The organism is Benzoatithermus flavus (genome assembly GCF_037908215.1).
In the GTDB taxonomy this organism is placed as follows: domain Bacteria; phylum Pseudomonadota; class Alphaproteobacteria; order Geminicoccales; family Geminicoccaceae; genus Benzoatithermus; species Benzoatithermus flavus.
On record NZ_JBBLZC010000024.1, the window covers coordinates 1 to 21,635 of the forward strand.

The following is a 21,635-nucleotide window of genomic DNA, read 5'->3' on the forward strand; positions in this document are numbered from 1 at the left end:
CCTTCGCGGCCGGATCGACCGCCGGATGCGCCGGCACCCGCGCCCGCGGCGCGACCGGGGCGTGGTAGCGCTCGCGCCGGAGAGCATGGTAGTAGTCCAGCACCTGGCGCTGAACCTTCGTGCGGCCGAGCCCCTCCGCCCGACGGCCCTGCCGCTCCCGGTCGACCTTCGTGCTCCTGCCGTCTCCGTCGAGGCGTCGGGCGAGCAGCATCGCGCAGAGTCCGAGCCCGTTCACTCGATCGCCATGGACGCATCGGGCGAATCCGGCAGGGGCGTGCGCAGGAGGACGATCGAGATGCGGCGGTTGCGCGGATCGTAGGCGCGGTCGGGAGCGAGCGGCTCCGCATCTCCCTTGCCCACCACCTCGGCGATGCGCCTCGGCTCGAGACCGGCCTCGGTCATCGCCTCCCGTGTGGCGTTGGCGCGATCGGCCGAAAGCCGCCAGTTGTCGTAGCCGGTATGAGGAGCGAACGGCAGCGCGTCGCTGTGGCCGCGGATCGAGATCCGCTGCGGCAGGTCGGCGATCGCCCGCACGACCGCCTCCAGGAGCTTCCTCGCATGGGGGTAGATGACGTCGCTGCCGAGCGGGAACATCGGTGCCTGCTCGCGATCCAGGATCTGGATCCTGAGCCCTTCCCGCGTCTCGTCGATCAGGAGGCTGTCCGCGAAAGGGCGCAGCTCCGGCGAGGTCTCGAGCGCCATGAGGATGGCCGAGCGGGCATGGTCGAACTGGGCTGCCTCGTCCTGGCCGGCGCTCCCGGGCGCCGGCGCGAGCTCCGGTCCGTCACCCGCCTGGGCCAGCCCGAGCTCGGCCGGATCCTGCTCCGGCCGCGGCAGAGCCAGGCGCCGTTCCAGGAGTGGGCCCGGCGGCGACGGCAGAGGGTTCGGCAGAGGCGTCATGCCGGCGAGGACGCCGCCCGCACCCCCGGGCGGACCGATATCGACCGTCGCATCGCTGAAGAAGTCGGCGAGGCCCTTTCTGGTCTTGTCGCTGGCGCTGCTGAGGAGCCAGAGCAGAAGGAAAAAGGCCATCATCGCCGTGACGAAGTCGGCGTAGGCGACCTTCCAGGCGCCGCCGTGGTGGCCATGGCGTCCGTCCTCGCTGACGCGGCGGATCACGAGCGGACGGGAGGCGGTGCTCCTGGCCATGGCCTCAGGCCGCCAGCGGATCGGCCGGCAGGGCCGAGAGGATTTCGTCCATCGCCTGGAAGCTCGGCTGCAGCGTGGTCGGGACATTGCCGCGCGCGAGCTCGACGGCGATCGGCGCCGAATGGCCGTGCAGATAGGCGACGAGGCAGTCGCGGATGATGGCGTAGAACTGGGCGTCCTCTTCGTAGCTCTGGCTGATCTTGGCCGCGATCGGGCCGACGAAGCCGTAGCTCAGGAACACGCCGAGGAAGGTGCCGACGAGCGCTCCGGCGATCATGGCGCCCAGGATCGTCACCGGCTGGTCGATCGCGGCCATGGTCTTCACGACCCCAAGCACGGCCGCGACGATCCCGAGCGCCGGCATGGCGTCCGCCATGCTCTGCAGCGCCGCCGCGCGCGCGTGCAGCTCGGCGTGGTGCTTCTTGAGCTGCCGCTGCATGCACTCCTCGATCTGGTAGGGATCGTCCATGCTCATCGTCATCATGCGCAGCGTGTCGGCCATGAAGGCGAGCGCGAAATGGTCGTCGCGGATCCTGGGGAAACGGCCGAACAGGACGCTGTCGCGCGGGTTGTCGACGTGCGCCTCGATCGCGAGCGGCCCCTTGAGCTTCAGGAGCTTGACGATCATGAACATGAGCGAGAGGAGGTCGCGATAGTCCTCCTGACGCCAGTGCGGGCCCGAGATCACGCGGCGCAGGTCCAGAAGGGCGCCCTTGGCCACATCGCCCTTGTTGGCGATGAGAAAGCTGCCGATGGCGGCGCCGCCGATCATCATGAGCTCGAACGGCAGCGCCTTCAGGATCACGCCGAACTTGCCGCCGGCCAGGACGTAGCCGCCGAAGACCATGCCGACGACGAGAAGGACACCGACGATCGCAAGCATCCACGGCCCCGAGTGACGCTGACGTCCTCCCGTTTACCGGCCGCGGGTTAAGAATGGGTGTCCGGTCCCGTGCCAGCCGGGCGGTGCGGAGCCTCTCAGCCGCCCGCGCGCATCAGGCGCTGCTTCTCGCGCTGCCAGTCGCGCTCCTTGATGGCGGCACGCTTGTCGTGGAGCTTCTTGCCCTTGGCGAGCCCGAGCTCGACCTTGGCCCAGCCGCGCGGCGTGAAGTAGAGCGAGAGCGGCACGAGCGTCATGCCCTCGCGCCGCACCGCGCCGAACAGGCGCGCGATCTCGCGCCGGCGCAGGAGCAGCTTCCGCGGCCGGCGGGTCTCGTGGTTGAAGCGGTTGCCGCCGTGATACTCGGGAATGAAGGCGTTGAAGAGCCAGAGCTCCCCGCCCATCTCGCCCGCGTGCGCCTCGGTGATGGTGGCGCGCCCCTCGCGCAGCGACTTCACCTCCGTACCGGTGAGCTGCAGTCCCGCCTCGAACCGCTCCTCGATGGCGTAGTCGTGGAACGCGCGCCGATTCTGGGCCACCACCCGGCGGCCCTCGTTGCTTTTGGCCATGACGCGCTCAGCCGAGGAGGCCCACCGCCTCCAGCGCCGCGTCCACCAGCGCCTTCGACCGCTCGCCGATCTCGACCAGCGGCAGGCGCAGCTCGCCCGTGCAGCGGCCGAGCCGGCTCAGCGCATGCTTCGCCGGTGCCGGGCTGGTCTCGCAGAACAGCGCCTTGTGGAGCGGCATCAGCCTGCGGTGGATCGCCAGCGCCTCCTCGGGCTTGCCGGCGCGCCAGGCCTCGTGCATCTGCGCGCACAAGCGCGGCGCCACGTTGGCCGTCACCGAGATGCAGCCGTGCCCGCCGTGCGCCAGGAACGCGAGGGCGTTCGCATCCTCGCCCGAGAGCTGGCAGAACTCGGGGCCGCAGCTCTGGAAGGTGAGGAGCGGGCGGACGATGTCGCCGGTCGCGTCCTTCACGCCCACGATGTTGGGCAGCTTCGCGAGCCGGCCCATGGTCTCGGGCGTCATGTCGACGACGCTGCGGCCGGGGATGTTGTAGATGACGATCGGCAGGTCGACCGCGTCGTGGATCGCCTTGTAGTGGGCGTAGAGGCCCTCCTGCGTCGGCTTGTTGTAATAGGGTGTGACGATCAGCGCGGCATCGGCGCCGGCCCGCTTGGCGTGGCGGGTCAGGCTGATCGCCTCCTCGGTGGAGTTCGAGCCGGTGCCGGCGATGACCGGGGCGCGGCGCGCGGTCGCCTCGATGCAGAGCTCGATCACCCGCTCGTGCTCGGGATGGCTGAGCGTGGGGCTCTCGCCGGTGGTGCCCACCGGTACGAAGCCGTGCGTGCCTTCGGCCAGGTGCCACTCGATGAGGTCCTGGAAGGCGCGCTCGTCGAGCATCCCATTGCGGAACGGCGTGACGAGCGCCACAATCGAACCGTAAAACATGTCGTTCCGCCTTCCGGTCGTTAACCGACGATTTGATGACGTCGGACCATAAACGGCCGTGGCAGGACCGACAAGCCGCGGCCGTGCCAGGGCTGGCTGCGATCGTGGCCGGGCGGAAGGGAGCCTCGGGTGAGCAGGGGACGATGCGCGCGGATCGGGCGGGCGATGCCGCGGCGGCGGGGAAGCGTCGCGGCCGCTCTTCTCCTTCTGGGTGTGGCCACGGCCCCGCCGCCGGTGCGGGCCGCCGGGGTCGAGCCCGGGGCCAGGCTGCAGCAGGCGCTGCTCTCGGCCGAGAAGGGCGACTGGCAATGGGCGCGGCACCTCGCCGAGGACGTGGGCGTGCCGCAGCTCGGGAGCTACTTCCGCTGGCGCGAGCTTTTGGAGAGCGACGACCGGCCGGCCTTCGCCGCCTATGCGGATTTTCTGCGCCGCAGCGACGACTGGCCCAGCCTCGGCACGCTGCAGGCGCGCGCCGAGGAGACGATCGACGAGGGGGTGTCGTTCGAGGAGCGGCTCGCCTTCTTCGCCGACCGACCGCCGCGCACCCGCCAGGGCCGCGTCCGCTACGCCCAGGCGCTGCTCGCCGCCGGCAGGCAGGCCGAGGCCGCGGCGCTCTTGCGCAAGAGTTGGGTTCAAGACGACTTCTCGGCCGGCGAGGAGAGCTTCTTCCTCGACCAGTTCGGCGGCTTCCTGCAGGCGCGTGACCATGCCACCCGGCTCGACCGGCTGCTCTGGGACGGGAAGATCGAGCAGGCGCGCCGGATGCTGCCCCGCGTGGGCGGCAAGGAGCGGCTCCTCGCCCTGGCTCGCCTCAAGCTGCAGCTCTCCGATGCCACGGTCGAGGCCGCGCTCGCCGACGTGCCGCCCGAGCTGCGGCGCGATCCCGGGCTCCTGTTCGACCGGCTGCAATGGCGCCAGGAGAAGGGCAACGAGGCCGGCGTGCGCGAGATCCTGCTCGACCCGCCGGCCGATCTCGGGCGTCCCGAGCGCTGGTGGGCCGTCCAGCAGCGTGCCATCCGCGACGCGATCGACGAGCACGAGTACCGGCTCGCCTACCGCCTCGCCACCAGCCACGGACAGAAGGAGGGGGCTCCCTTCGCTGAGGCCGAATGGCTCGCCGGCTGGCTGGTCCTGCGCTTTCTCGACGACCCGCGGCAGGCCCGCCGTCATTTCGAGCGGATGTGGCCCGCGGTCGCGACACCGATCAGCCGGGCACGGGCGGCCTACTGGGCCGGCCGTGCCGCTGCGGCCGACGGCGACCGCAAGGCCGCTCACGACTGGTACGGGCGTGCGGCGCAGTATCCCACGAGCTTCTACGGCCAGCTCGCCGCCGAGGAGCTGGGCATCGACATCGCCGACCGGATCGGTCCTCCGACCTCCGCCTCCCCGACCGCCCGCGAGGCGCTGCGGCGCCGGACGTCCGCCCAGCTCGCTTCCTTGTTCTGCACCTGGAATCAGTTCCGTTACGCCCAGCCCTTCTTCCGCCATCTCGGCTACGAGGCGGCGGATCGGGTCGACGAGCTCAAGGCCGTGGTCGAGCTCGCGCGTAGCTGCGACCGGGCCGATCTCGTGCTCACGGCCGTCAAGGCGGCTGCCGGCAACGGTGCCTTTCTGGTCCGCGATGCCTTTCCCCTGCCACGGGTCCGCGCCTTCCACGAGCATCGCGACGGCATGCCGGAGCCGGCGCTGCTCCTCGGTCTGGCACGACAGGAGAGCCTGTTCGACCCCGCCGCGAGGAGCCCGGTCGGGGCGCTGGGGCTGATGCAGCTCATGCCGGGCACGGCCGAGGCGGTAGCGCGCGAGCTGGGCCTGCCGTTCCAGAAGGCCCGCCTCGTGCGCGATCCGGAGTACAATGTCCGCCTGGGCGCTCTCTATCTGCGAAAGCAGCTCGACCGCTACGACGACGAGCCCGTCCTGGCGCTCGCTGCCTACAATGCCGGTCCGAGCCGGGTGAGCACGTGGCTCGCGATGCACGGCGACCCGCGCGGCGCCGATCGCTACCGCCTGATCGACTGGATCGAGCAGATTCCGTTCGCCGAGACCAGGAATTACGTGCAACGTGTGCTGGAAGGGCGCGGCATGTACCGAGCGCTCCTGTCGGGTCCGCGGCCGGTCCAGGCACGCACGGCCTCGGACGGCGACGGTCCCCTGGTGCCTCGCCGCAAGCCCGCGTCCTGAGGGAGAGGTCGCGATGCCCGCTGCCGTGGCCTGCGTGTTCGACGCCTACGGCACGCTCCTCGACGTCGACGCCGCGCTCGCGGCCGAGAGCGCGGCGCTGGGCCGGGAGCGCGCCGTCGAACTCTCGGCGCTCTGGCGCAGGAAGCAGCTCGAATATAGCTGGCTGCGCTCGCTGATGCGCCGGCATGCCGATTTCTGGCAGGTCACGCAGGACAGCCTCGACTTCGCGCTCCAGGCGCTGAACCTCGAAGATGCGGCGCTGCGCAGCCGACTGCTCGCAGCCTATCGGCAGCTGGCACCATACCCGGAGGTTCCGGCGATGCTGCGCGCCTTGCAGCGCCATGGCGTTCGGACCGCGATTCTCTCGAACGGCAGCCCCGACATGCTGCGCGACGCGGTGCAGGCCGCCGGCATCGCCGATCTGCTCGACGAGGTGCTGTCGGTGGAGGAGGTCGGTGTCTTCAAGCCGGCGCCCGAGGTCTACCGCCTCGCGACCACGCGGCTCGGCCTCGCCGCCCCGGACATCGTCTTCCTGTCGTCGAACGGCTGGGACGTGCACGGCGCCGCCTCGTTCGGCTTTCGCACCGTCTGGGTCAACCGGATGCGAGCCCCCGACGAGCGCTTGCCGGGCGAGCCGGTTCGCGCGATAGCTGGCCTCGACGAGCTGCCGGGCTTTCTGGGGCTCGCGACCGACGACGCCGTGACGGGAGCCTGAGCCCGATGTCAGAGCCTTCCTCGCTTCCCGTCGCCTTCGGCGACGTGCTGGCCGCGGCCGACCGGTTGCGCGGCGTGGCCGTCGAGACGCCGCTGCTCGAGAGCGATGCTCTCAATGCTATGGTGGGCGGGCGCCTCCTGCTCAAGGCGGAGCCCTTGCAGCGGACGGGCTCGTTCAAGTTCCGCGGCGCCTACAACGCCATCTCGGTGCTGCGGCCGCCGGCCGTGGTGGCCTACTCCTCGGGCAATCACGCGCAGGGCGTGGCGTTGGCGGCCCGCCTGCTCGGGATCCCGGCCACGATCGTCATGCCGGACGATGCCCCGCGCATGAAGCTCGAGGGCACGCGCGCGCTGGGGGCCGAGGTCGTGACCTACGACCGCTGGCGCGAGAGCCGCGAGGCCATCGGCGAGGCGATCGCGGCCCGCACCGGCGCGGTGCTGATCCGGCCCTACGACGATCCGCTCGTCATCGCCGGGCAGGGCACGCTCGGGCTCGAAATGGCCGAGCAGGCGGCCCGCCGCGGTGCCAAGCTCGATGCGGCACTGGTCTGCAGCAGCGGCGGCGGGCTCGTCGCCGGCTGCGCCGTCGCCCTCATCCATTGCCTGCCCGGGATCGCCGTCTACTGCGTGGAGCCCGCGGGTTTCGACGACCATGCCCGCTCGCTCGCGGCAGGAACGCGGCTCGCGAACGAGCCCGGCGCCGCCTCGTTCTGCGATGCCCTCCTGGCACCCACACCGGGCGAGGTGACGTTTCCCATCAACCGGCGGCTGCTCCAAGGCGGGCTCGTGGTCACGGATGCCGAGGTCGCCGAGGCGATCCGGCTCGCCTTCCGCCATCTCAAGCTCGTGGTCGAGCCCGGCGGGGCCGTGGCGCTCGCGGCGGCTCTTTCCGGCAAGCTCGACACGCAAGGCCGGACGATCGGGGTGGTGCTGTCCGGCGGCAACGTCGACGCGGCACTGTTCGCGCGCATCCTGGCCGAGGCTTCCTGAACGGCCGCCGGGCCGCTCGCTGGCTCCGTCTGCGATGGGATGGTAGAGGCGAGGCCGCAGGTGGGCGGAAGGGCCGCCCGTCGCCTCGATCCGAACGGATGAGCCTATGACAGCAGGACCCACGAGCGGTTATGTCCTCGAGCCTTCGATCACGGGCGTCCCGGTGGCCGGTGGGGACGGCCGGCTGTTTCCTGTGCGCCGCGTGCTCTGCGTCGGCCGCAACTATGCCGAGCACGCCCGCGAGATGGGCCACGATGCTCGCGAGCCGCCGTTCTTCTTCAACAAGGCCCCCGACGCCGTCACGACCGACCCGGTCGTCCCCTATCCTCCGCTGACCCAGAACCTCCACCACGAGGTCGAGCTCGTCGTCGCCATCGGCCGCGAGCCGGCCTCCGCCGCGCCGGATGCGCTCCGGGCGGCCATCTTCGGCTATGCCGTCGGCATCGACCTCACCCGGCGCGATCTCCAGGCCGAGGCCAAGAAGCTGGCCCGCCCCTGGTTCCTCGCGAAGTCGTTCCGGGGTGCCGCACCGATGGGGCCGCTGGTCCCGGCCGAACGGGCCGGCCATCCCCGCTCGGGCCGTATCTGGCTCGAGGTGAACGGCGCCTGCCGGCAGGAAGGGGATCTCGCGCAGATGATCTGGTCGGTCGAGGAGATCACGGCCGAGCTTTTGCGCTGCGACCGGCTGCTGCCGGGCGATCTCGTCTTCACCGGCACGCCCGCCGGGGTGGGAGCGGTGCGACCCGGCGACGTGTTGCGCGCCGGTGCTGCCGATCTGCCGGTTCTGGAGGTCCGGATCGGCCCGGCGGGCTGAGGATTCAACAGCCTTCTGCACGGCCGCTGGCCCGATCCCGCCTGGGGCTCGGGCGCGTCGTGCACGTTTTCCCCAAGGGAAGGATCGGCCGCGATGTTCTCGCCCTGGAACGGTCACCGTTTCCTCACAGGTCGATGCACAGGCTTATCCAGCTCCTTGTGGAAAACCGCGGCGGCTTTACAGCGAGCACCCGACCTGATACCGCGCGGCCCGGACCGACCACTGCCAGAGAAACGCCCATGCTCGCTCCGACTCTGCTGCTGCCCGAGGTGATCGCGATCGCGGAGCGAGCCGGGGCCGTGATCCTCGAGCACTATCGGGGCAGCGTCGAGGCTCGGGTCAAGGCCGATGCCTCGCCCGTGACCGCAGCCGACGAGGCGAGCGAGGCGGTGATCCTCGCGGGCCTGCGCGAGCTCGCGCCCGGGATCCCGATCGTGGCCGAGGAGGAGGTGGCGGCAGGGCGCGTGCCCGAGGTCGGCGACGGTCCGTTCTGGCTCGTGGACCCGCTCGACGGCACCAAGGAGTTCCTCTCGCGGAACGGCGAGTTCACGGTCAATATCGGCCTCATCGAGAGCCGCCAGCCGGTCCTGGGCGTGGTGCTGGCGCCGGCCAAGGGCCTCGCCTGGTGGGGGGCCGTCGGCCAGGGTGCCTGCCGGCGCCAGGACGGGGCCGTCGCCCGGATCAGGGCGCGGCCGCGCCCGGCCGAGGGGATGGTCGCGGTCGCGAGCCGCTCGCATCGCGATGCCGCGACCGACGCCTGGCTGAAGCAGCAGGGCATCGAGGACACGGTCTCGGCCGGAAGCTCGCTCAAGTTCTGCCTCGTCGCCGAGGGCAAGGCCGACGTCTATCCCCGCTTCGGGCCGACCATGGAGTGGGACACGGCGGCGGGCCATGCGATCTTACGCGCCGCCGGCGGCCGGGTCGCGACCACCTCGGGCGAGCCCTTCCTCTACCACAAGCCCGGCTTCCGCAACCCGGGTTTTATCGCCTACGGCGCGTGAGCGATCCCGTCCGTCTCCTGCACCTGCTGCCGCCCGAGACCGCGCACCGCGCGGCGATCCGGCTTTTGCCCTGGCTGCCGGCACGGCGGCTGCCGGTGCGGCCGCGCCTGCACACCCGGCTCGCCGGGCTCGATCTGCCGCACCCGCTGGGTCTGGCTGCGGGCTTCGACAAGAACGGCGAAGCCTATGCGGCGCTCCTGCGCCAGGGCTTCGCCTTCGTCGAGGTCGGAACGGTCACCCCGCGGCCGCAGCCCGGCAACCCGCGGCCGCGCCTGTTCCGCCTCGCCGAGGACCGGGCGATCGTGAACCGCATGGGATTCAACAACGAGGGTGCCGCGGCGCTGGCGGCCCGCCTGCGCGGGCGCGACCCTGGACGTGGGATCGTCGGCGTCAACATCGGCATGAACAAGGACGCGAGCGATCCTCTGGCCGATTATGTCCGCGGACTCGAGACCTTCTACCCGCTCGTCGACTACGTCACGGTCAATGTCTCCTCGCCCAACACGCCGGGCCTGCGGGCACTGCAGAAGCGCGAGGCGCTGGACGGTCTCCTCGGCGGGCTCGTGGCGGCGCGAAAGCGCCTCGAGACGGCTTCGGGCACGGCGCGACCCCTGTTCTTGAAGATAGCACCCGACCTCGAGCCCGAGGACGAGGCGAGCATCGCCGAGCTCGCCGTTCTCCACGGCATCGACGGGCTCATCGTCTCCAACACGACCGTCGTCCGATCGCCGGACCTGCGCTCGCCGCTCGCGCGCGAGAGCGGCGGCCTGAGCGGCCGGCCGCTGTTCGCACCTTCCACACGCCTTCTCGCCCGCATGGCGCTCCTGCTCGACGGCAAGGTGCCCTTGATCGGGGTGGGCGGCATCGCGACCGGGGCCGACGCCTACGCCAAGATCCGGGCGGGTGCTTCGGCCGTCCAGCTTTATACCGCCCTGATCTACGAGGGTCCCGGCATCGTGCGGCGTATCCTCGAGGAGCTCGACGCCCTTCTCGCCCGCGACGGCTTCGCGCACATCGGCGATGCGGTCGGATGCCATGCCCGAGCGCTCGCGGCGGCGGACGAGCGGCGTTGACCGCATCGGCCGGCTCCCCTAGAAGCAGCCCAGCGTGGTGATTTGAGCCGGCCGGCTTGCGGGCCACGCGACGGATGCCTCGGCGTCCGCCGGAACCGCTAAAAGGCCGGGACGAACGACGCCCTGGCCGCTCACCGGCCGGGGCGTTGTCGTTTTGCGAAGGATCCGTGCCGATGTCCCGTTCCTGGCGCCCGCAGACCCGCCTCGTCCATGGCGGCACCCAACGCTCGCCGTTCGGCGAGACCTCGGAGGCGCTGTTCCTTACCTCGGGTTTCACCTACGAGCGCGCCGAGGACGCGGAAGCCCGCTTCGCCGAGACGCAGGAGGGCTACACCTACTCGCGCGTGGGCAACCCCACGGTGCGGATGCTGGAAGAGCGCATGGCGCTGCTCGAGGGCTCGCAAGAGTGCATCGCCGCCGCGAGCGGCATGGCCGCGGTCCACGCCGTGCTCATGAGCCAGCTCCGCTCCGGCATGCGGGTGGTCGGCTCGGCCCTGCTGTTCGGCTCCTGCCACTGGATTCTGACTCAGCTCTGCCCGCGTTTCGGCATCGAGGTCGAGCTGGTCGACGGCAAGGATCTCGCCGCCTGGGAACGGGCCTTCAGCCGCAAGGCCGATCTCGTCTTCCTCGAGACGCCGGGCAATCCGACACTCGAGCTGGTCGACATCGCTGCCGTGAGCGAGCTCGCGCACCGTGCCGGCGCCAAGGTGATCGTCGACAACGTGTTCGCGACGCCGATCCTACAGCAGCCGCTCGAGCTGGGAGCCGACATCGTCGTCTACTCCGCCACCAAGCACATCGACGGCCAGGGCCGCTGCCTCGGCGGGCTGATCTGCTGCGACGCCGAGCTCAAGAAGAACGTGCTCCAGCCCTATCTGCGCAACACCGGGCCCGGCCTCAGCCCGTTCAATGCCTGGGTACTCTTGAAGGGGCTCGAGACGCTGGGCCTGCGGGTGCGCGCCCAGACCGAAGCGGCCGGCCGGATCGCCCGCTTCCTCGAAGCGCACCCGAAGGTGCCGCTGGTGCTTTATCCCGGCCTCGAGAGCCATCCGCAGCGGGCACTCGCCCAGCGCCAGATGCGCGCCGGCGGCACGCTCGTGGCGTTCCGCGTCGGCGGTGGCCGGCAGGAGGCGTTCGCGGTCATGAACCGCCTCGAGCTGATCAAGATCTCGAACAATCTCGGCGACGCCAAGTCCCTGATCACCCATCCGGGCAGCACCACCCACTCCAAGATCGCCGCAGCCGAACGGCTTGCCATCGGCATCACCGAGGACATGTTGCGACTCTCGATCGGGCTCGAGGACCCGGAGGACCTGATCGCCGATCTCGACCAGGCGCTGCGCGCATGACGCCATCCGATCTCGAGGCGGCCGAAGCCTGGCTCGGCCGCGAGGAGCACCGGGTCGACGTCCTCGACCCCTGGCCGGCGGCGGCGCTCACCGCCGCCCTCGGCCGGAACGATCCGCCGGGGCGGGGCGAGCCGCTGCCGCCGTTCTGGCACCAGCTCTACCATCTGCCCGTGGTCCATGCCGACGCCACCGGCCCGGACGGTCATGCGAGGAAGGGCGGCTTCCTGCCACCCGTGCCGCTGCCGCGACGGATGTGGGCCGGCGGCAGGCTCCGGATCGAGCGGCCGCTCCTCGTCGGCCAGGAGATCGCGAAGGTCTCGGCCGTGAAGGCAATCACGCCCAAGACCGGGCGGCAGGGACCGCTCGTCTTCGTGCTGGTCGAGCACCGCCTCACGGGTCCCCAAGGGCTCGCCGTGATCGAGGAGCACGACATCGTCTACCGCGAGCCGCCGGTGCGAGGAGCCGCTGGCCCGCCGCCGGCCCCCGCCGGTGCTGTCTGGCAGCGGCAGTGGCGGCCGGACGAGGTGCTCCTCTTCCGCTACTCGGCGCTCACCTACAACGGCCACCGCATCCATTACGACCGACCCTACGCCACCGAGGTCGAGGGCTATCCGGGGCTGGTCGTCCACGGGCCGCTGATCGCTACGCTGCTGCTCGATCTCCTGCGCCGCGAGCGGCCCGAGGCATCGCTCTGCCACTTCGCCTACCGGGCGCAGGCACCCCTGTTCGCGGGCGAAGCGCTCACGGTGCACGGGAAACCCGCAGCGGACGGCGCGGAGGTGCGGCTATGGGCCACGGGCAACGACGGCCGGCTCGCCATGGAGGCCCGAGCGACCCTCGCCGGGGCTCTCTCCGAGGAAACCCCGCATCTCCCTGGCGGTTGATCGGGTGATGCCAGACTTCAGGAGCCCGTCAGCATGACGACTGCCGCACCGAAGCGGGACGAGCGTCCGGCGCAGCACCACGGCCAGACCCTCGACGAGGACAAGGACGTCCAGCACGATGACATCGTCGACGAGGCCATCGACGAATCGTTCCCGGCGAGCGACCCGCCAGCCTGGACCAGCGATACCGGCGCCGGCGTCCCGAAACGCGAGCGCCAGAATCCCGAGAAGCGTTAGGCGCGCGTGCCGGGCGAGGCCAGCCGCTAGAGAATGTCGTCGGGGTGCACGAAGGGGCCCACGCGCGGCGCCGGCTCTCGGGAACGGTGTTCGTCGAGCGCATGGGCGATCTCGAGCATGATGCCCTGGGCGAGGAGCGGGATCGCGGCCTCGAGCCGAACCGCGTCGTCGAGAACCCAGGAAGCGCGTGGGCCAGGGTGCGGTCCCGCCGGCCAGAACGCGCCGGCCACCGCATCGGGTTCGGGATCGTTCGGATAGGCCTCGAGCAGCTGGCGCGCCTCGCTCAGGGCGTGTACCACCGAGGTGGCGACGGCGTCGCGGACCATGAGCGCGTAATGTGCGGCCCCGGCCCCTCCGGCGCAGATCACGCCATCGGGTCGGGCCAGACGCTCGAGGAAAGGGGTCGCGAGCTCGATCCCGCGCCGATCGCCCGCAGCCAGCACGATGCCGGTCGGGATCTCGCCCAGGAGCGCCAGGTCGACATAGAACAGCGAGCGGTGGCGCATGCGTCGGAAGCGGCGGAGCGTGTCGCCCCAATAGCTGCCCGACGGATCGAGCACGACGTCGCCGGGCTCCATGGTGACGTAGGCCTCGTCGATGGTCCGGTCGATCGCGGCACCCAGCGGCAGGTCGAGCAGGAACAGGCGCGGGTGCTCGAGCTCGGCGAAGAACGCCTCGTAGCGGTCTACGATGGCGATGCCAGAACGATCCAGGCCCGCCTTGTTGGCGGTCTCGGCAGGATGGACGACGAGATCGATACCGGCCTCGCCGAGCCGTTCGGCGAAGGCGCGATGATTTCCGATCAGGCCGATGCGCACGCCACCTCCCAACGTTCAAGAGGACGAAGGGAACTTTAGGCGCGTCGCGAAGGAGGAAAAGAGCCGGAGCGGATTTTCGGCCGGCTCGGGCCGGCCATCGCTCAGCTCTTGCCACCTCCTTGGCTCTGTCTGGGCGGAATCGGCGTGCTCGGCGCCTGATTGCCCGAGGACGCGACCACTTGGTCGTTTCCTGCCGTCTGCTGCGGGTGCGCGGGGCACGCCCAGGCGGAGCCGCTCGCGGCGACGAGGGCGAGAGCGAGGATGGCCGTGCGCATGGGCTTCTCTCCCGATGGCTTGGGACCATGGCGAAGGTGCCACATCGACAGCGCAGCGCAAAGCCCGATCTTGCTGGAAAGCACGTTGCGTCGACCGGCTGTGGCGGGCTAACCGAGGCCATGACGGGTGAATCGCGGGAGAGCCTGCTGCATGCGTGATCCCTACGAGGTCCTGGGCGTGGCGCGGGACGCCTCGGCCGAGCAGATCCGCTCGGCCTACCGCAAGCTTGCCAAGGCGAACCATCCCGATCTGCGCCCCGGCGACAAGGAGGCGGAAGAGCGGTTCAAGGAGATCTCGGCGGCCTACGAGCTCCTGTCCGACCCCGAGAAGCGCGCCAAGTTCGACCGCGGCGAGATCGACGCAAGCGGGGCGCCCAGGATGCGCGAGCACTTCTACCGCGACTTCGCCGAAGGTCCCGGCGGCGCCAAGTACAGCCATGCCGGCGGCTTCGCCGAGGCGGCCGACCTCGAGGAGATGATCCAGGAGCTGTTCGGCGGCCGCGGCTTCGGCGGGGCACGCGGCATGCGGATGCGCGGGGCCGACATGCGCTACCACCTCGAGGTCGGGCTCGAGGACGTGGTGCGTGGCGCCAGGCTACCCGTCACGCTCGCGGACGGCAGCACCGTCGAGGTGAGCATTCCGGCGGGGGTGGAGGAAGGTCAGGTACTGCGTCTCAAGGGCAAGGGCGCTCCCGGGCTCGGCGGCGGTCCGCCCGGCGACGCGCTGATCGAGATCGGGATCCGGCCGCATCCCCGCTTCGAGCGCAAGGGAGCCGATATCCACCTGACCCTACCCGTGACGCTCGCCGAGGCGATCCATGGCGCCAAAATCGAGGTGCCGACGCTCCACGGGACGGTCAAGATGACCATCCCCAAGCACACGAGCAGCGGCAAGACGCTCCGGCTTCGTGGCAAGGGCCTGCCACGCGCTCATGGTCACGGCGATCAGTATGTCCGGCTCGAGATAAAGCTGCCGCCCCATGTGGACGCCGAGCTCGAACGCCTGATCGAGAATTGGGAGCGGGCGCATCCTTACGATCCGCGCGAGAACCTGGCACGGGAGATCCGGTCGTGAAGAGCCTCGAGGACGTTCTGGCCGAGCTCGGCACCCTCGACCGCACCGAGGTGGCCGCCTGGATCGAGGCGCGCTGGGTTCGGCCCGATCCGCAGGAAGGTGGCTTCGGGTTCAGATCGGTCGACGTGGCGCGCCTGCGGTTGATTCGGGAGCTGCGGCACGAGCTCGGAATCGACGAGGAGACGATGCCGGTCGTGCTGTCTCTCATCGACGAGGTGTACGGGCTGCGCCGGGCGCTCATGGCATTGGCACGAGCGCTCGGCGAGACCCCGGTCGAGCTGCAGAGGAGCGTGCTCGCGCGCTGCCGTGTGCTCCTGCGCGAGCTCGACGAGGTCGAGGATGGAGCCGGGGCAGGCGCTGCGGAACGCGAGGCGCCCTGAGCGCAGACCGGGATGGCTGGATCCCATCGGGCGATATCTCTCGAAAGGCGATCGCGGCCTCTGATTGTATCGTCAGAGGCTAATTCGAAAAAGTTCCCCGTCCGGAGGCCGTCGGTCGCGATCTATCGTCGCTCGCGTGCACCTTCTTGCGGACTGTTGCGGCGGCACAGCAGTGCTTGACTTCCGGTCGGACCATACCTAAGGTCCGAGCCGGATCGGAAAAAACAGCCGAGCCAAGAAAAAAGCCGGGCACGAAGGCCCGGCCAAGTAGATCAGGGAGGCTAAACGTCTGGGAGAGGGAACCTCAGGCGTTGCGCCTGAAGCATGCCAGGCCCACGGATGCGAGCCTGCTCGCAGCAGAGGCACCCAGAACCACGCCCTTGCTGCAATGCACAAATTAGTGTCCGATAATCTCTTTGGCTAGAGGGGTCGGCCGCCGGGCGGCCCTCGGTTTTGCATATCTCCTATGCAAGCGAGTCATGGCTGCTACCATACCGCCTGCTCGGCGACCTTCTGCAGCAGGAAGTCGCGGAAGACCGAGACGCGCTTCGAGGTCTTGAGCTCTTCCGGGTACACGAAGTAGGCAGTGAAGCTCGGCCCTTCGAGGTTGGGCAGAACCCGCTGCAGGCGTGCGCTGGACGAGCCCAGATAATCCGGCAGCGAGGCGAGGCCGAGGCCGCTCTCCGCGGCGCGCAGCATCCCGAACACGTTGTTGACCTTGAGGGTCGCCTTGCGCAGCGGCCGAGCGTCGTCGTCCTCGTGGCCGGCGGTGAGCACCCAGTTGAGGCTCGCGACCGGTACGCCGGGATCGTCGCCGTAGGCGATCAGCCGATGCCGGTCGAGATCGTCCACCGTCTGCGGCTCGCCGTGGCGCTCGAGATAGGCCGGCGAGCCGTAGATGTGCGTGTGCACCGTCATGAGCCGCCGCTGGATCAGGTCGGGCTGGGTCGGGCGGGCGACACGGATCGCGACGTCCGCCTCGCGCATGCTGAGATCGACGTCGCCGTCGCTGATCACGAGCGACACGGTGATCTCGGGATAGCGGTTCAGGAACTCCGGCAGGTGCGCCACGAGCCAGACCGTGCCGATCCCGACGGTCGCGTTCACCCGCAGATGCCCCGCCGGCGCATCGCGGCTCTCGCCGAGCGCGGCCTGGACGCTCGCCATGCGCTTCGCGACCTCGCTCGCGGCCTGCAGCAGGATCTCGCCCTGCTCGGTCAGTACGAGTCCGCGGGCGTGACGGTGGAACAAAGGTGTTCCCAGATCCTCCTCGAGCGCGCCGATCTGCCGGCTGATCGCCGACTGGCTCAGACCCAGGCGCTCGGCGGCGCGCGTGAAGCTGCCGGCCTGCGCCACGGCATGGAACACGCGCACCCGATCCCAATCCATCATCGCCCGCTACCCTGCTCTCCGCCTCTATCGGCCCCAGCCGGCCTCATGCGATTTCGGCCAGATGCCTCTCGGCATCCAGGGCGGCCATGCAGCCCGAGCCTGCCGCCGTCACGGCCTGACGGTAGATCCTGTCCTGCACGTCGCCGGCGGCGAACACGCCCGGCACGCTGGTCTGCGTGCTGCCGGGCCGGGTCAGGATGTAGCCGTCCGGGTCCATGTCGAGCTGGCCCCGGAACAGGGCCGTCGCCGGGTCGTGGCCGATTGCGACGAACAGGCCGTCCACCGGCAGGACGTGCTGCTCGCCGGTCCGCACGTGCCTCACCCGCACGCCCGTCACCGCCTTGGGGGCCTCGGTGCCGAGCACCTCCTCGACCGTGTGGCTCCAGAGCACCTCGATCTTGGGGTGCCGGAACAGCCGCTCCTGGAGGATCTTCTCGGCCCTGAGCGCGTCGCGTCTGTGAATGAGCGTCACCTTCTGGCACATCTGCGCCAGATAGAGCGCTTCCTCGACCGCCGTGTTCCCGCCGCCGACCACCGCCACCGTCTTGCCGCGGAAGAAGAACCCGTCGCAGGTGGCGCAGGCCGACACGCCAGCACCCGAGAAATGCCGCTCGCTCTCGAGCCCGAGCCAGCGCGCCTGGGCGCCGGTGGCGATGATCAGCGTCTCGCCGAGATAGAGATTGCCGCCGTCCGTCCTGGCACGGAACGGCCGCGCCGAGAGGTCGACCTCGGTGACGAGGTCGAAGACGAGCTCCGCACCGCAATGCTCGGCCTGCTTCGCCATCTGCTCCATGAGCCAGGGGCCCTGGATCACCTCGGCGAAGCCGGGATAGTTCTCGACGTCGGTGGTGATGGTGAGCTGGCCGCCGGGCTGCAGCCCCTGCACGACGATGGGGTGGAGATTGGCGCGCGCGGCGTAGATGGCCGCCGTGAGACCCGCCGGGCCGGCACCGATGATGAGAACCTTGGTATGCTTGGTCGCGGTCATGCTCGTCGTGCTCGGCTCCGCCGGTCGGGCTGCGCCTAATATAACGTTTTAACGATCTGCCGCCAGACACCCGGCGCTCGGGATCGGGGCGTCCCGAGCGCCGGTGCCCAGGAGCCCGCAAAGCTCCTCGGGCACGCTCGATGCTCAGTTGTAGCCGACCTCGATGATCTCGAAGTAGCGTACGCCGCGGGGCGTGTTCACCTCCACGCTGTCGCCCGCCTCCTTGCCCAGGATCGCCTGCGCCAGCGGCGACTGGATGGAGAGCAGGCCCGCCTGGATGTCGGCCTCCTCGGGGCCGACCACCCGGTACGCGATCTCCTCGTCCGTCTCCTCGTCGACCAGCTTCACGCGGGCGCCGAACATGACCTTGGTGCCGCTGAGCTTGTTGATGTCGATCACCTCGGCGCGCGCGAGCTTGTCCTCGAGCTCCATGACACGCCCCTCGATGAAGCCCTGCCGCTCGCGCGCAGCGTGGTACTCCGCGTTCTCCGACAGGTCACCATGCTCCCTGGCAGCTGCGATCGCCTTGATGACCGCAGGCCGCTCCACCGTCTTGAGGCGCTTGAGCTCAGCGCTCAGTCGGGCGTGCCCTTCCGGCGTCATCGGGATCTTGTTGGTCATAATGCGCCGTGATCCAGTCTCGGGTTGACAAAAGAAGATCGCGCCGCGCAGCGCTGGCGTCGGCGCGATCGGTCGTGAGCCCTAGAAATACGATTGCAGCGGGGCCACTTCAAGCTCACCTGCGATCGCCCGCGCCAGAGCCTGTACCACGGCCCGGGCACCCGGCAGCGTGGTGTAGTAGGGCAGCTTCGCCATGAGCGCCGCGCGACGCAGATCGTAGCTGTCGCGGATCGCCTGCCTGCCGTCCGTCGTGTTGATCAGCATGGCGATCTCGCCGTTCTTGATCATGTCGACGATGTGCGGCCGGCCTTCGTGGACCTTTTTCACCACCGTGACCGGAAGATTCGCCTCGGCGATCGCGGCGGCCGTGCCACGGGTGGCCGCGATCTCGAAGCCGAGCTCGACCAGACGGCGGGCGAGCGTTACCGCCGCCGCCTTGTCGCGGTCGCGCACCGAGACGAACACCCTGCCGCTGCGCGGCAGCTCGGTGCCGGCACCGAGCTGCGACTTCACGAACGCCGCCGGAAAGCTGCGATCGAGACCCATCACCTCGCCGGTCGACTTCATCTCGGGCCCGAGGATCAGATCGACACCTGGGAAGCGCGCGAACGGGAACACCGCTTCCTTGACCGCCACGTGATCCTCGGGCTGCGCAGGCAGGTGGAAGCTCGCGAGCCGCTCGCCGGCCATGACCCGGGCCGCGATCTTGGCGATGGGAGCGCCCACCGCCTTCGCCACGAACGGCACGGTCCGGCTGGCGCGGGGATTGACCTCGAGGATGTAGACCTCGCCGTCCTTCACCGCCATCTGCACGTTCATGAGCCCGCGCACGTCGAGGGCGCGCGCCAGCGCCTCGGCCTGCCGCTCGATCTCGCGCACGGTCTCGGCCGGGAGCGAGTAGGGCGGCAGCGAGCAGGCGCTGTCGCCGGAATGGATGCCTGCCTCCTCGACGTGCTCCATGACGCCGGCAATGTGGACGTGCTCGGGATCGGCGATCACGTCGACGTCGATCTCGACCGCATCCTGGAGATAGCGGTCGAGCAGGATGGGGCCGAGATCGGAAGCGCGCGTCGCCTCGGCGATGTAGTTCTGTACCTCCTCGGCCGAATGCACGATCCGCATCGCCCGGCCGCCGAGCACGTAGGACGGACGGATGACGAGCGGAAAGCCGAGCCGCACCGCCTTCTCGATCGCATCCTCGCCGGGCTGGCAGATGTCGTTCGCGGGCTGCTTCAGGCCGAGCTTCCTGAGAAGCTGCTGGAACCGCTCGCGGTCCTCGGCGAGATCGATGGCATCGGGCGAGGTGCCGAGGATCGGCACCCCCGCCTTCTCGAGCGCGTGGCTGAGCTTGAGCGGCGTCTGGCCGCCGAGCTGGACGATGACGCCCAAAAGCTCCCCCTTCGACATCTCGACCCGGCAGATCTCGAGCACGTCCTCGGCCGTGAGCGGCTCGAAATAGAGCCGGTCGGAGGTGTCGGGGTCGGTCGAGACGGTCTCGGGGTTGCAGTTGACCATCACCGTCTCGATGCCCGCCTCCTTGAGGCCGAAGGCAGCATGCACACAGCAATAGTCGAACTCGATTCCCTGGCCGATCCGGTTGGGACCGCCGCCGAGGATGATCACCTTGCGGCGAGCACTCGGCTCGGCCTCGCACTCCCCTTGGGGATCGCCCAGGATGCCGGTCTCGTAAGTGCTGTACATGTAAGGCGTGCGCGCCGCGAACTCGGCGGCGCAGGTGTCGATCCGCTTGAACACGGGCCGCACACCCAGCCGCTCGCGCAAGCGCCGCACCTCCTCCTCGCTGCGGCCCGCGAGCTTCGCGAGCCGTCGGTCGGAGAAGCCGTCGGCTTTCAGCGCGTGCAGCACGGCCGGGTCCTCGGGCAGCCCGTGCTCCTTCAGCGCCGCCTCGGTCCGCACGATGTCCCGGATCTGGGCGAGGAACCAGGGATCGTACGAGCAGGCGCCGTGGATCTCCTCGAGCGTCAGCCCTTCGCGGAAGGCCTGGGCGATCGTGCGCAGCCGGTCCGGCGTGGGCCGGGCGAGGGCCGAGAGGATCGCCTCCTTCGGCCGGTCCGCGTCGGCGAGGCCCGGGATTTCGATCTCGTCGAGGCCCGAGAGTCCGGTCTCGAGGCCACGGAGCGCCTTCTGCAGCGATTCCTTGAAGGTCCGGCCCACCGCCATGACCTCGCCCACCGATTTCATCGAGGTGGTGAGGAGCGCTTCGGTCTCGGGAAACTTCTCGAAGGTGAAGCGCGGGACCTTGGTGACGACGTAGTCGATCGAGGGCTCGAACGAGGCCGGGGTGACGCCGGTGATGTCGTTCTGGATCTCGTCGAGCGTGTAGCCCACGGCGAGTTTGGCGGCGACCTTCGCGATCGGAAAGCCCGTGGCCTTGGAGGCAAGGGCGCTCGAGCGCGACACGCGCGGGTTCATCTCGATCACCACCATCCGCCCGTCGGCCGGGTTGATGGCGAACTGGACGTTCGAGCCGCCGGTCTCGACCCCGATCTCGCGCAGGACCGCGATCGAGGCGTCGCGCATGCGCTGGTATTCCTTGTCGGTCAGGGTCAGCGCCGGCGCCACGGTGATGCTGTCGCCCGTGTGCACGCCCATGGGATCGACGTTCTCGATCGAGCAGACGATGATGCAGTTGTCCGCGCGGTCGCGGATCACCTCCATCTCGAATTCCTTCCAGCCGAGGACCGACTCCTCGACCAGGACCTCGGTGATCGGCGAGGCCTCGAGGCCGGCGGTGACGATCTGCTCGAACTCCTCCCGGTTGTAGGCGATGCCGCCGCCCGTGCCGCCCAGCGTGAAGGAGGGCCGGATGATCGCCGGCAGGCCGATCTCGTGGAGCGCGTCCCGCGCCTCCTCGATCGTCCGCACGACATGGCTCCGCGGCAGATCGAGGCCGATCCGTCTCATGGCCTGGCGGAAGAGTTCGCGGTCCTCGGCCTTGGCGATGGCCTCGGGCGAGGCGCCGATCAGCCGCACGCCGAACCTCTCGAGCGTGCCGGCCTTCGCTAGCGCCATCGCGGTGTTGAGCGCGGTCTGGCCGCCCATGGTGGGCAGGAGCGCGTCGGGCCGCTCGCGCTCGATGATCTTCGCCACCACCGCCGGGGTGACGGGCTCGATGTAGGTCACATCGGCCGTCTCCGGGTCGGTCATGATGGTGGCAGGGTTCGAGTTGACCAGGATCACCTTGTAGCCTTCCTGGCGCAGCGCCTTGCAGGCCTGGGTGCCCGAATAGTCGAACTCGCAGGCCTGGCCGATCACGATCGGCCCGGCGCCCACGACCAGGATCGAGCGGAGGTCGGTACGTTTGGGCATGGTCAGTCCGGCAGGAGGAAGCGGCCAGGGGGAGG

The 21,635-nt window shown here is 69.8% G+C and carries 22 protein-coding genes; 11 read left to right on the forward strand and 11 right to left on the reverse strand.

Annotation, left to right across the window (positions count from 1 at the left end; genetic code table 11):
• The 5 genes from U1T56_RS19130 to dapA form a co-directional block, all read right to left on the reverse strand.
• Positions 1 to 211 (reverse strand): hypothetical protein (locus tag U1T56_RS19130; RefSeq protein ID WP_418161098.1); only part of this gene is annotated, 211 nt, incomplete at its 3' end.
• A gap of 20 nt (positions 212 to 231) precedes the next feature.
• Entirely contained in the window at positions 232 to 1,149 is a 918-nt protein-coding gene (locus tag U1T56_RS19135; RefSeq protein WP_418161099.1) for a flagellar motor protein MotB, read from the reverse strand.
• 4 nt (positions 1,150 to 1,153) lie between these two features.
• The gene (motA, locus tag U1T56_RS19140) at positions 1,154 to 2,032 is read right to left on the reverse strand and encodes a flagellar motor stator protein MotA (protein ID WP_418161100.1); all 879 of its coding nucleotides are present in this window, start codon (positions 2,030 to 2,032) and stop codon (positions 1,154 to 1,156) included.
• A gap of 95 nt (positions 2,033 to 2,127) precedes the next feature.
• Complete coding sequence (gene smpB, locus U1T56_RS19145) at positions 2,128 to 2,598, reverse strand: SsrA-binding protein SmpB (protein ID WP_418161101.1); 471 nt, start codon at positions 2,596 to 2,598, stop codon at positions 2,128 to 2,130.
• Between the two features lie 7 nt (positions 2,599 to 2,605).
• Positions 2,606 to 3,481 (reverse strand): 4-hydroxy-tetrahydrodipicolinate synthase, encoded by an 876-nt coding sequence (dapA, locus tag U1T56_RS19150; protein WP_418161102.1) that lies wholly within the window; start codon positions 3,479 to 3,481, stop codon positions 2,606 to 2,608.
• A 129-nt stretch (positions 3,482 to 3,610) separates the two neighbouring features.
• Between dapA and U1T56_RS19155 the strand changes: the two genes are divergently transcribed.
• From U1T56_RS19155 to U1T56_RS19195, 9 genes are all read left to right on the forward strand, one after another.
• Entirely contained in the window at positions 3,611 to 5,659 is a 2,049-nt protein-coding gene (locus tag U1T56_RS19155; RefSeq protein WP_418161103.1) for a lytic transglycosylase domain-containing protein, read from the forward strand.
• Positions 5,660 to 5,672: 13 nt separating this feature from the next.
• Positions 5,673 to 6,374, forward strand: a complete 702-nt coding sequence (locus U1T56_RS19160) for a haloacid dehalogenase type II (RefSeq protein ID WP_418161104.1) — start codon at positions 5,673 to 5,675, stop codon at positions 6,372 to 6,374.
• A 5-nt stretch (positions 6,375 to 6,379) separates the two neighbouring features.
• On the forward strand, positions 6,380 to 7,363 hold the full coding sequence (locus U1T56_RS19165) for a threonine ammonia-lyase (protein WP_418161105.1): 984 nt from the start codon (positions 6,380 to 6,382) through the stop codon (positions 7,361 to 7,363).
• Between the two features lie 106 nt (positions 7,364 to 7,469).
• Entirely contained in the window at positions 7,470 to 8,177 is a 708-nt protein-coding gene (locus U1T56_RS19170) for a fumarylacetoacetate hydrolase family protein (RefSeq protein WP_418161106.1), read from the forward strand.
• Between the two features lie 239 nt (positions 8,178 to 8,416).
• On the forward strand, positions 8,417 to 9,178 hold the full coding sequence (gene cysQ, locus U1T56_RS19175) for a 3'(2'),5'-bisphosphate nucleotidase CysQ (protein WP_418161107.1): 762 nt from the start codon (positions 8,417 to 8,419) through the stop codon (positions 9,176 to 9,178).
• Positions 9,175 to 10,251: a quinone-dependent dihydroorotate dehydrogenase gene (locus U1T56_RS19180; protein WP_418161108.1), complete on the forward strand. Its 1,077-nt coding sequence runs from the start codon at positions 9,175 to 9,177 to the stop codon at positions 10,249 to 10,251. Before cysQ ends, U1T56_RS19180 begins: the two co-directional genes overlap by 4 nt.
• 173 nt (positions 10,252 to 10,424) lie before the next feature.
• Positions 10,425 to 11,600 carry an O-succinylhomoserine sulfhydrylase gene (metZ, locus tag U1T56_RS19185; protein ID WP_418161109.1) on the forward strand — a complete coding sequence of 392 codons (1,176 nt, stop codon included), beginning with the start codon at positions 10,425 to 10,427 and terminating at the stop codon, positions 11,598 to 11,600.
• The gene (locus tag U1T56_RS19190) at positions 11,597 to 12,484 is read left to right on the forward strand and encodes an HTD2 family dehydratase (protein WP_418161110.1); all 888 of its coding nucleotides are present in this window, start codon (positions 11,597 to 11,599) and stop codon (positions 12,482 to 12,484) included. The genes metZ and U1T56_RS19190 overlap by 4 nt, the downstream gene beginning before the upstream one ends.
• Before the next feature lie 33 nt (positions 12,485 to 12,517).
• Positions 12,518 to 12,721 carry a hypothetical protein gene (locus tag U1T56_RS19195; protein ID WP_418161111.1) on the forward strand — a complete coding sequence of 68 codons (204 nt, stop codon included), beginning with the start codon at positions 12,518 to 12,520 and terminating at the stop codon, positions 12,719 to 12,721.
• Positions 12,722 to 12,747: 26 nt separating this feature from the next.
• Here U1T56_RS19195 and U1T56_RS19200 read toward each other — a convergent pair whose 3' ends face one another.
• Together U1T56_RS19200 and U1T56_RS19205 are read right to left on the reverse strand one after the other, a co-directional pair.
• Positions 12,748 to 13,539 (reverse strand): NAD(P)-binding domain-containing protein, encoded by a 792-nt coding sequence (locus U1T56_RS19200; RefSeq protein WP_418161112.1) that lies wholly within the window; start codon positions 13,537 to 13,539, stop codon positions 12,748 to 12,750.
• A 101-nt stretch (positions 13,540 to 13,640) separates the two neighbouring features.
• Positions 13,641 to 13,814 (reverse strand): hypothetical protein, encoded by a 174-nt coding sequence (locus U1T56_RS19205; protein ID WP_418161113.1) that lies wholly within the window; start codon positions 13,812 to 13,814, stop codon positions 13,641 to 13,643.
• Between the two features lie 151 nt (positions 13,815 to 13,965).
• Between U1T56_RS19205 and U1T56_RS19210 the strand changes: the two genes are divergently transcribed.
• Positions 13,966 to 14,889 carry a DnaJ C-terminal domain-containing protein gene (locus U1T56_RS19210; RefSeq protein ID WP_418161114.1) on the forward strand — a complete coding sequence of 308 codons (924 nt, stop codon included), beginning with the start codon at positions 13,966 to 13,968 and terminating at the stop codon, positions 14,887 to 14,889.
• Positions 14,886 to 15,269 (forward strand): chaperone modulator CbpM, encoded by a 384-nt coding sequence (locus U1T56_RS19215; protein ID WP_418161115.1) that lies wholly within the window; start codon positions 14,886 to 14,888, stop codon positions 15,267 to 15,269. Before U1T56_RS19210 ends, U1T56_RS19215 begins: the two co-directional genes overlap by 4 nt.
• Before the next feature lie 486 nt (positions 15,270 to 15,755).
• On the opposite strand, the gene U1T56_RS19220 is transcribed toward U1T56_RS19215, so the two are convergent.
• The 4 genes from U1T56_RS19220 to carB form a co-directional block, all read right to left on the reverse strand.
• Positions 15,756 to 16,661, reverse strand: a complete 906-nt coding sequence (locus tag U1T56_RS19220) for a LysR family transcriptional regulator (protein ID WP_418161116.1) — start codon at positions 16,659 to 16,661, stop codon at positions 15,756 to 15,758.
• A 43-nt stretch (positions 16,662 to 16,704) separates the two neighbouring features.
• Positions 16,705 to 17,649, reverse strand: coding sequence for a thioredoxin-disulfide reductase (gene trxB / locus U1T56_RS19225; RefSeq protein WP_418161117.1), 945 nt, complete (start codon positions 17,647 to 17,649; stop codon positions 16,705 to 16,707).
• Positions 17,650 to 17,793: 144 nt separating this feature from the next.
• Entirely contained in the window at positions 17,794 to 18,270 is a 477-nt protein-coding gene (gene greA, locus U1T56_RS19230; RefSeq protein WP_418161118.1) for a transcription elongation factor GreA, read from the reverse strand.
• An 81-nt stretch (positions 18,271 to 18,351) separates the two neighbouring features.
• The gene (gene carB, locus U1T56_RS19235) at positions 18,352 to 21,600 is read right to left on the reverse strand and encodes a carbamoyl-phosphate synthase large subunit (RefSeq protein WP_418161119.1); all 3,249 of its coding nucleotides are present in this window, start codon (positions 21,598 to 21,600) and stop codon (positions 18,352 to 18,354) included.
• Positions 21,601 to 21,635 lie beyond the last annotated feature (35 nt).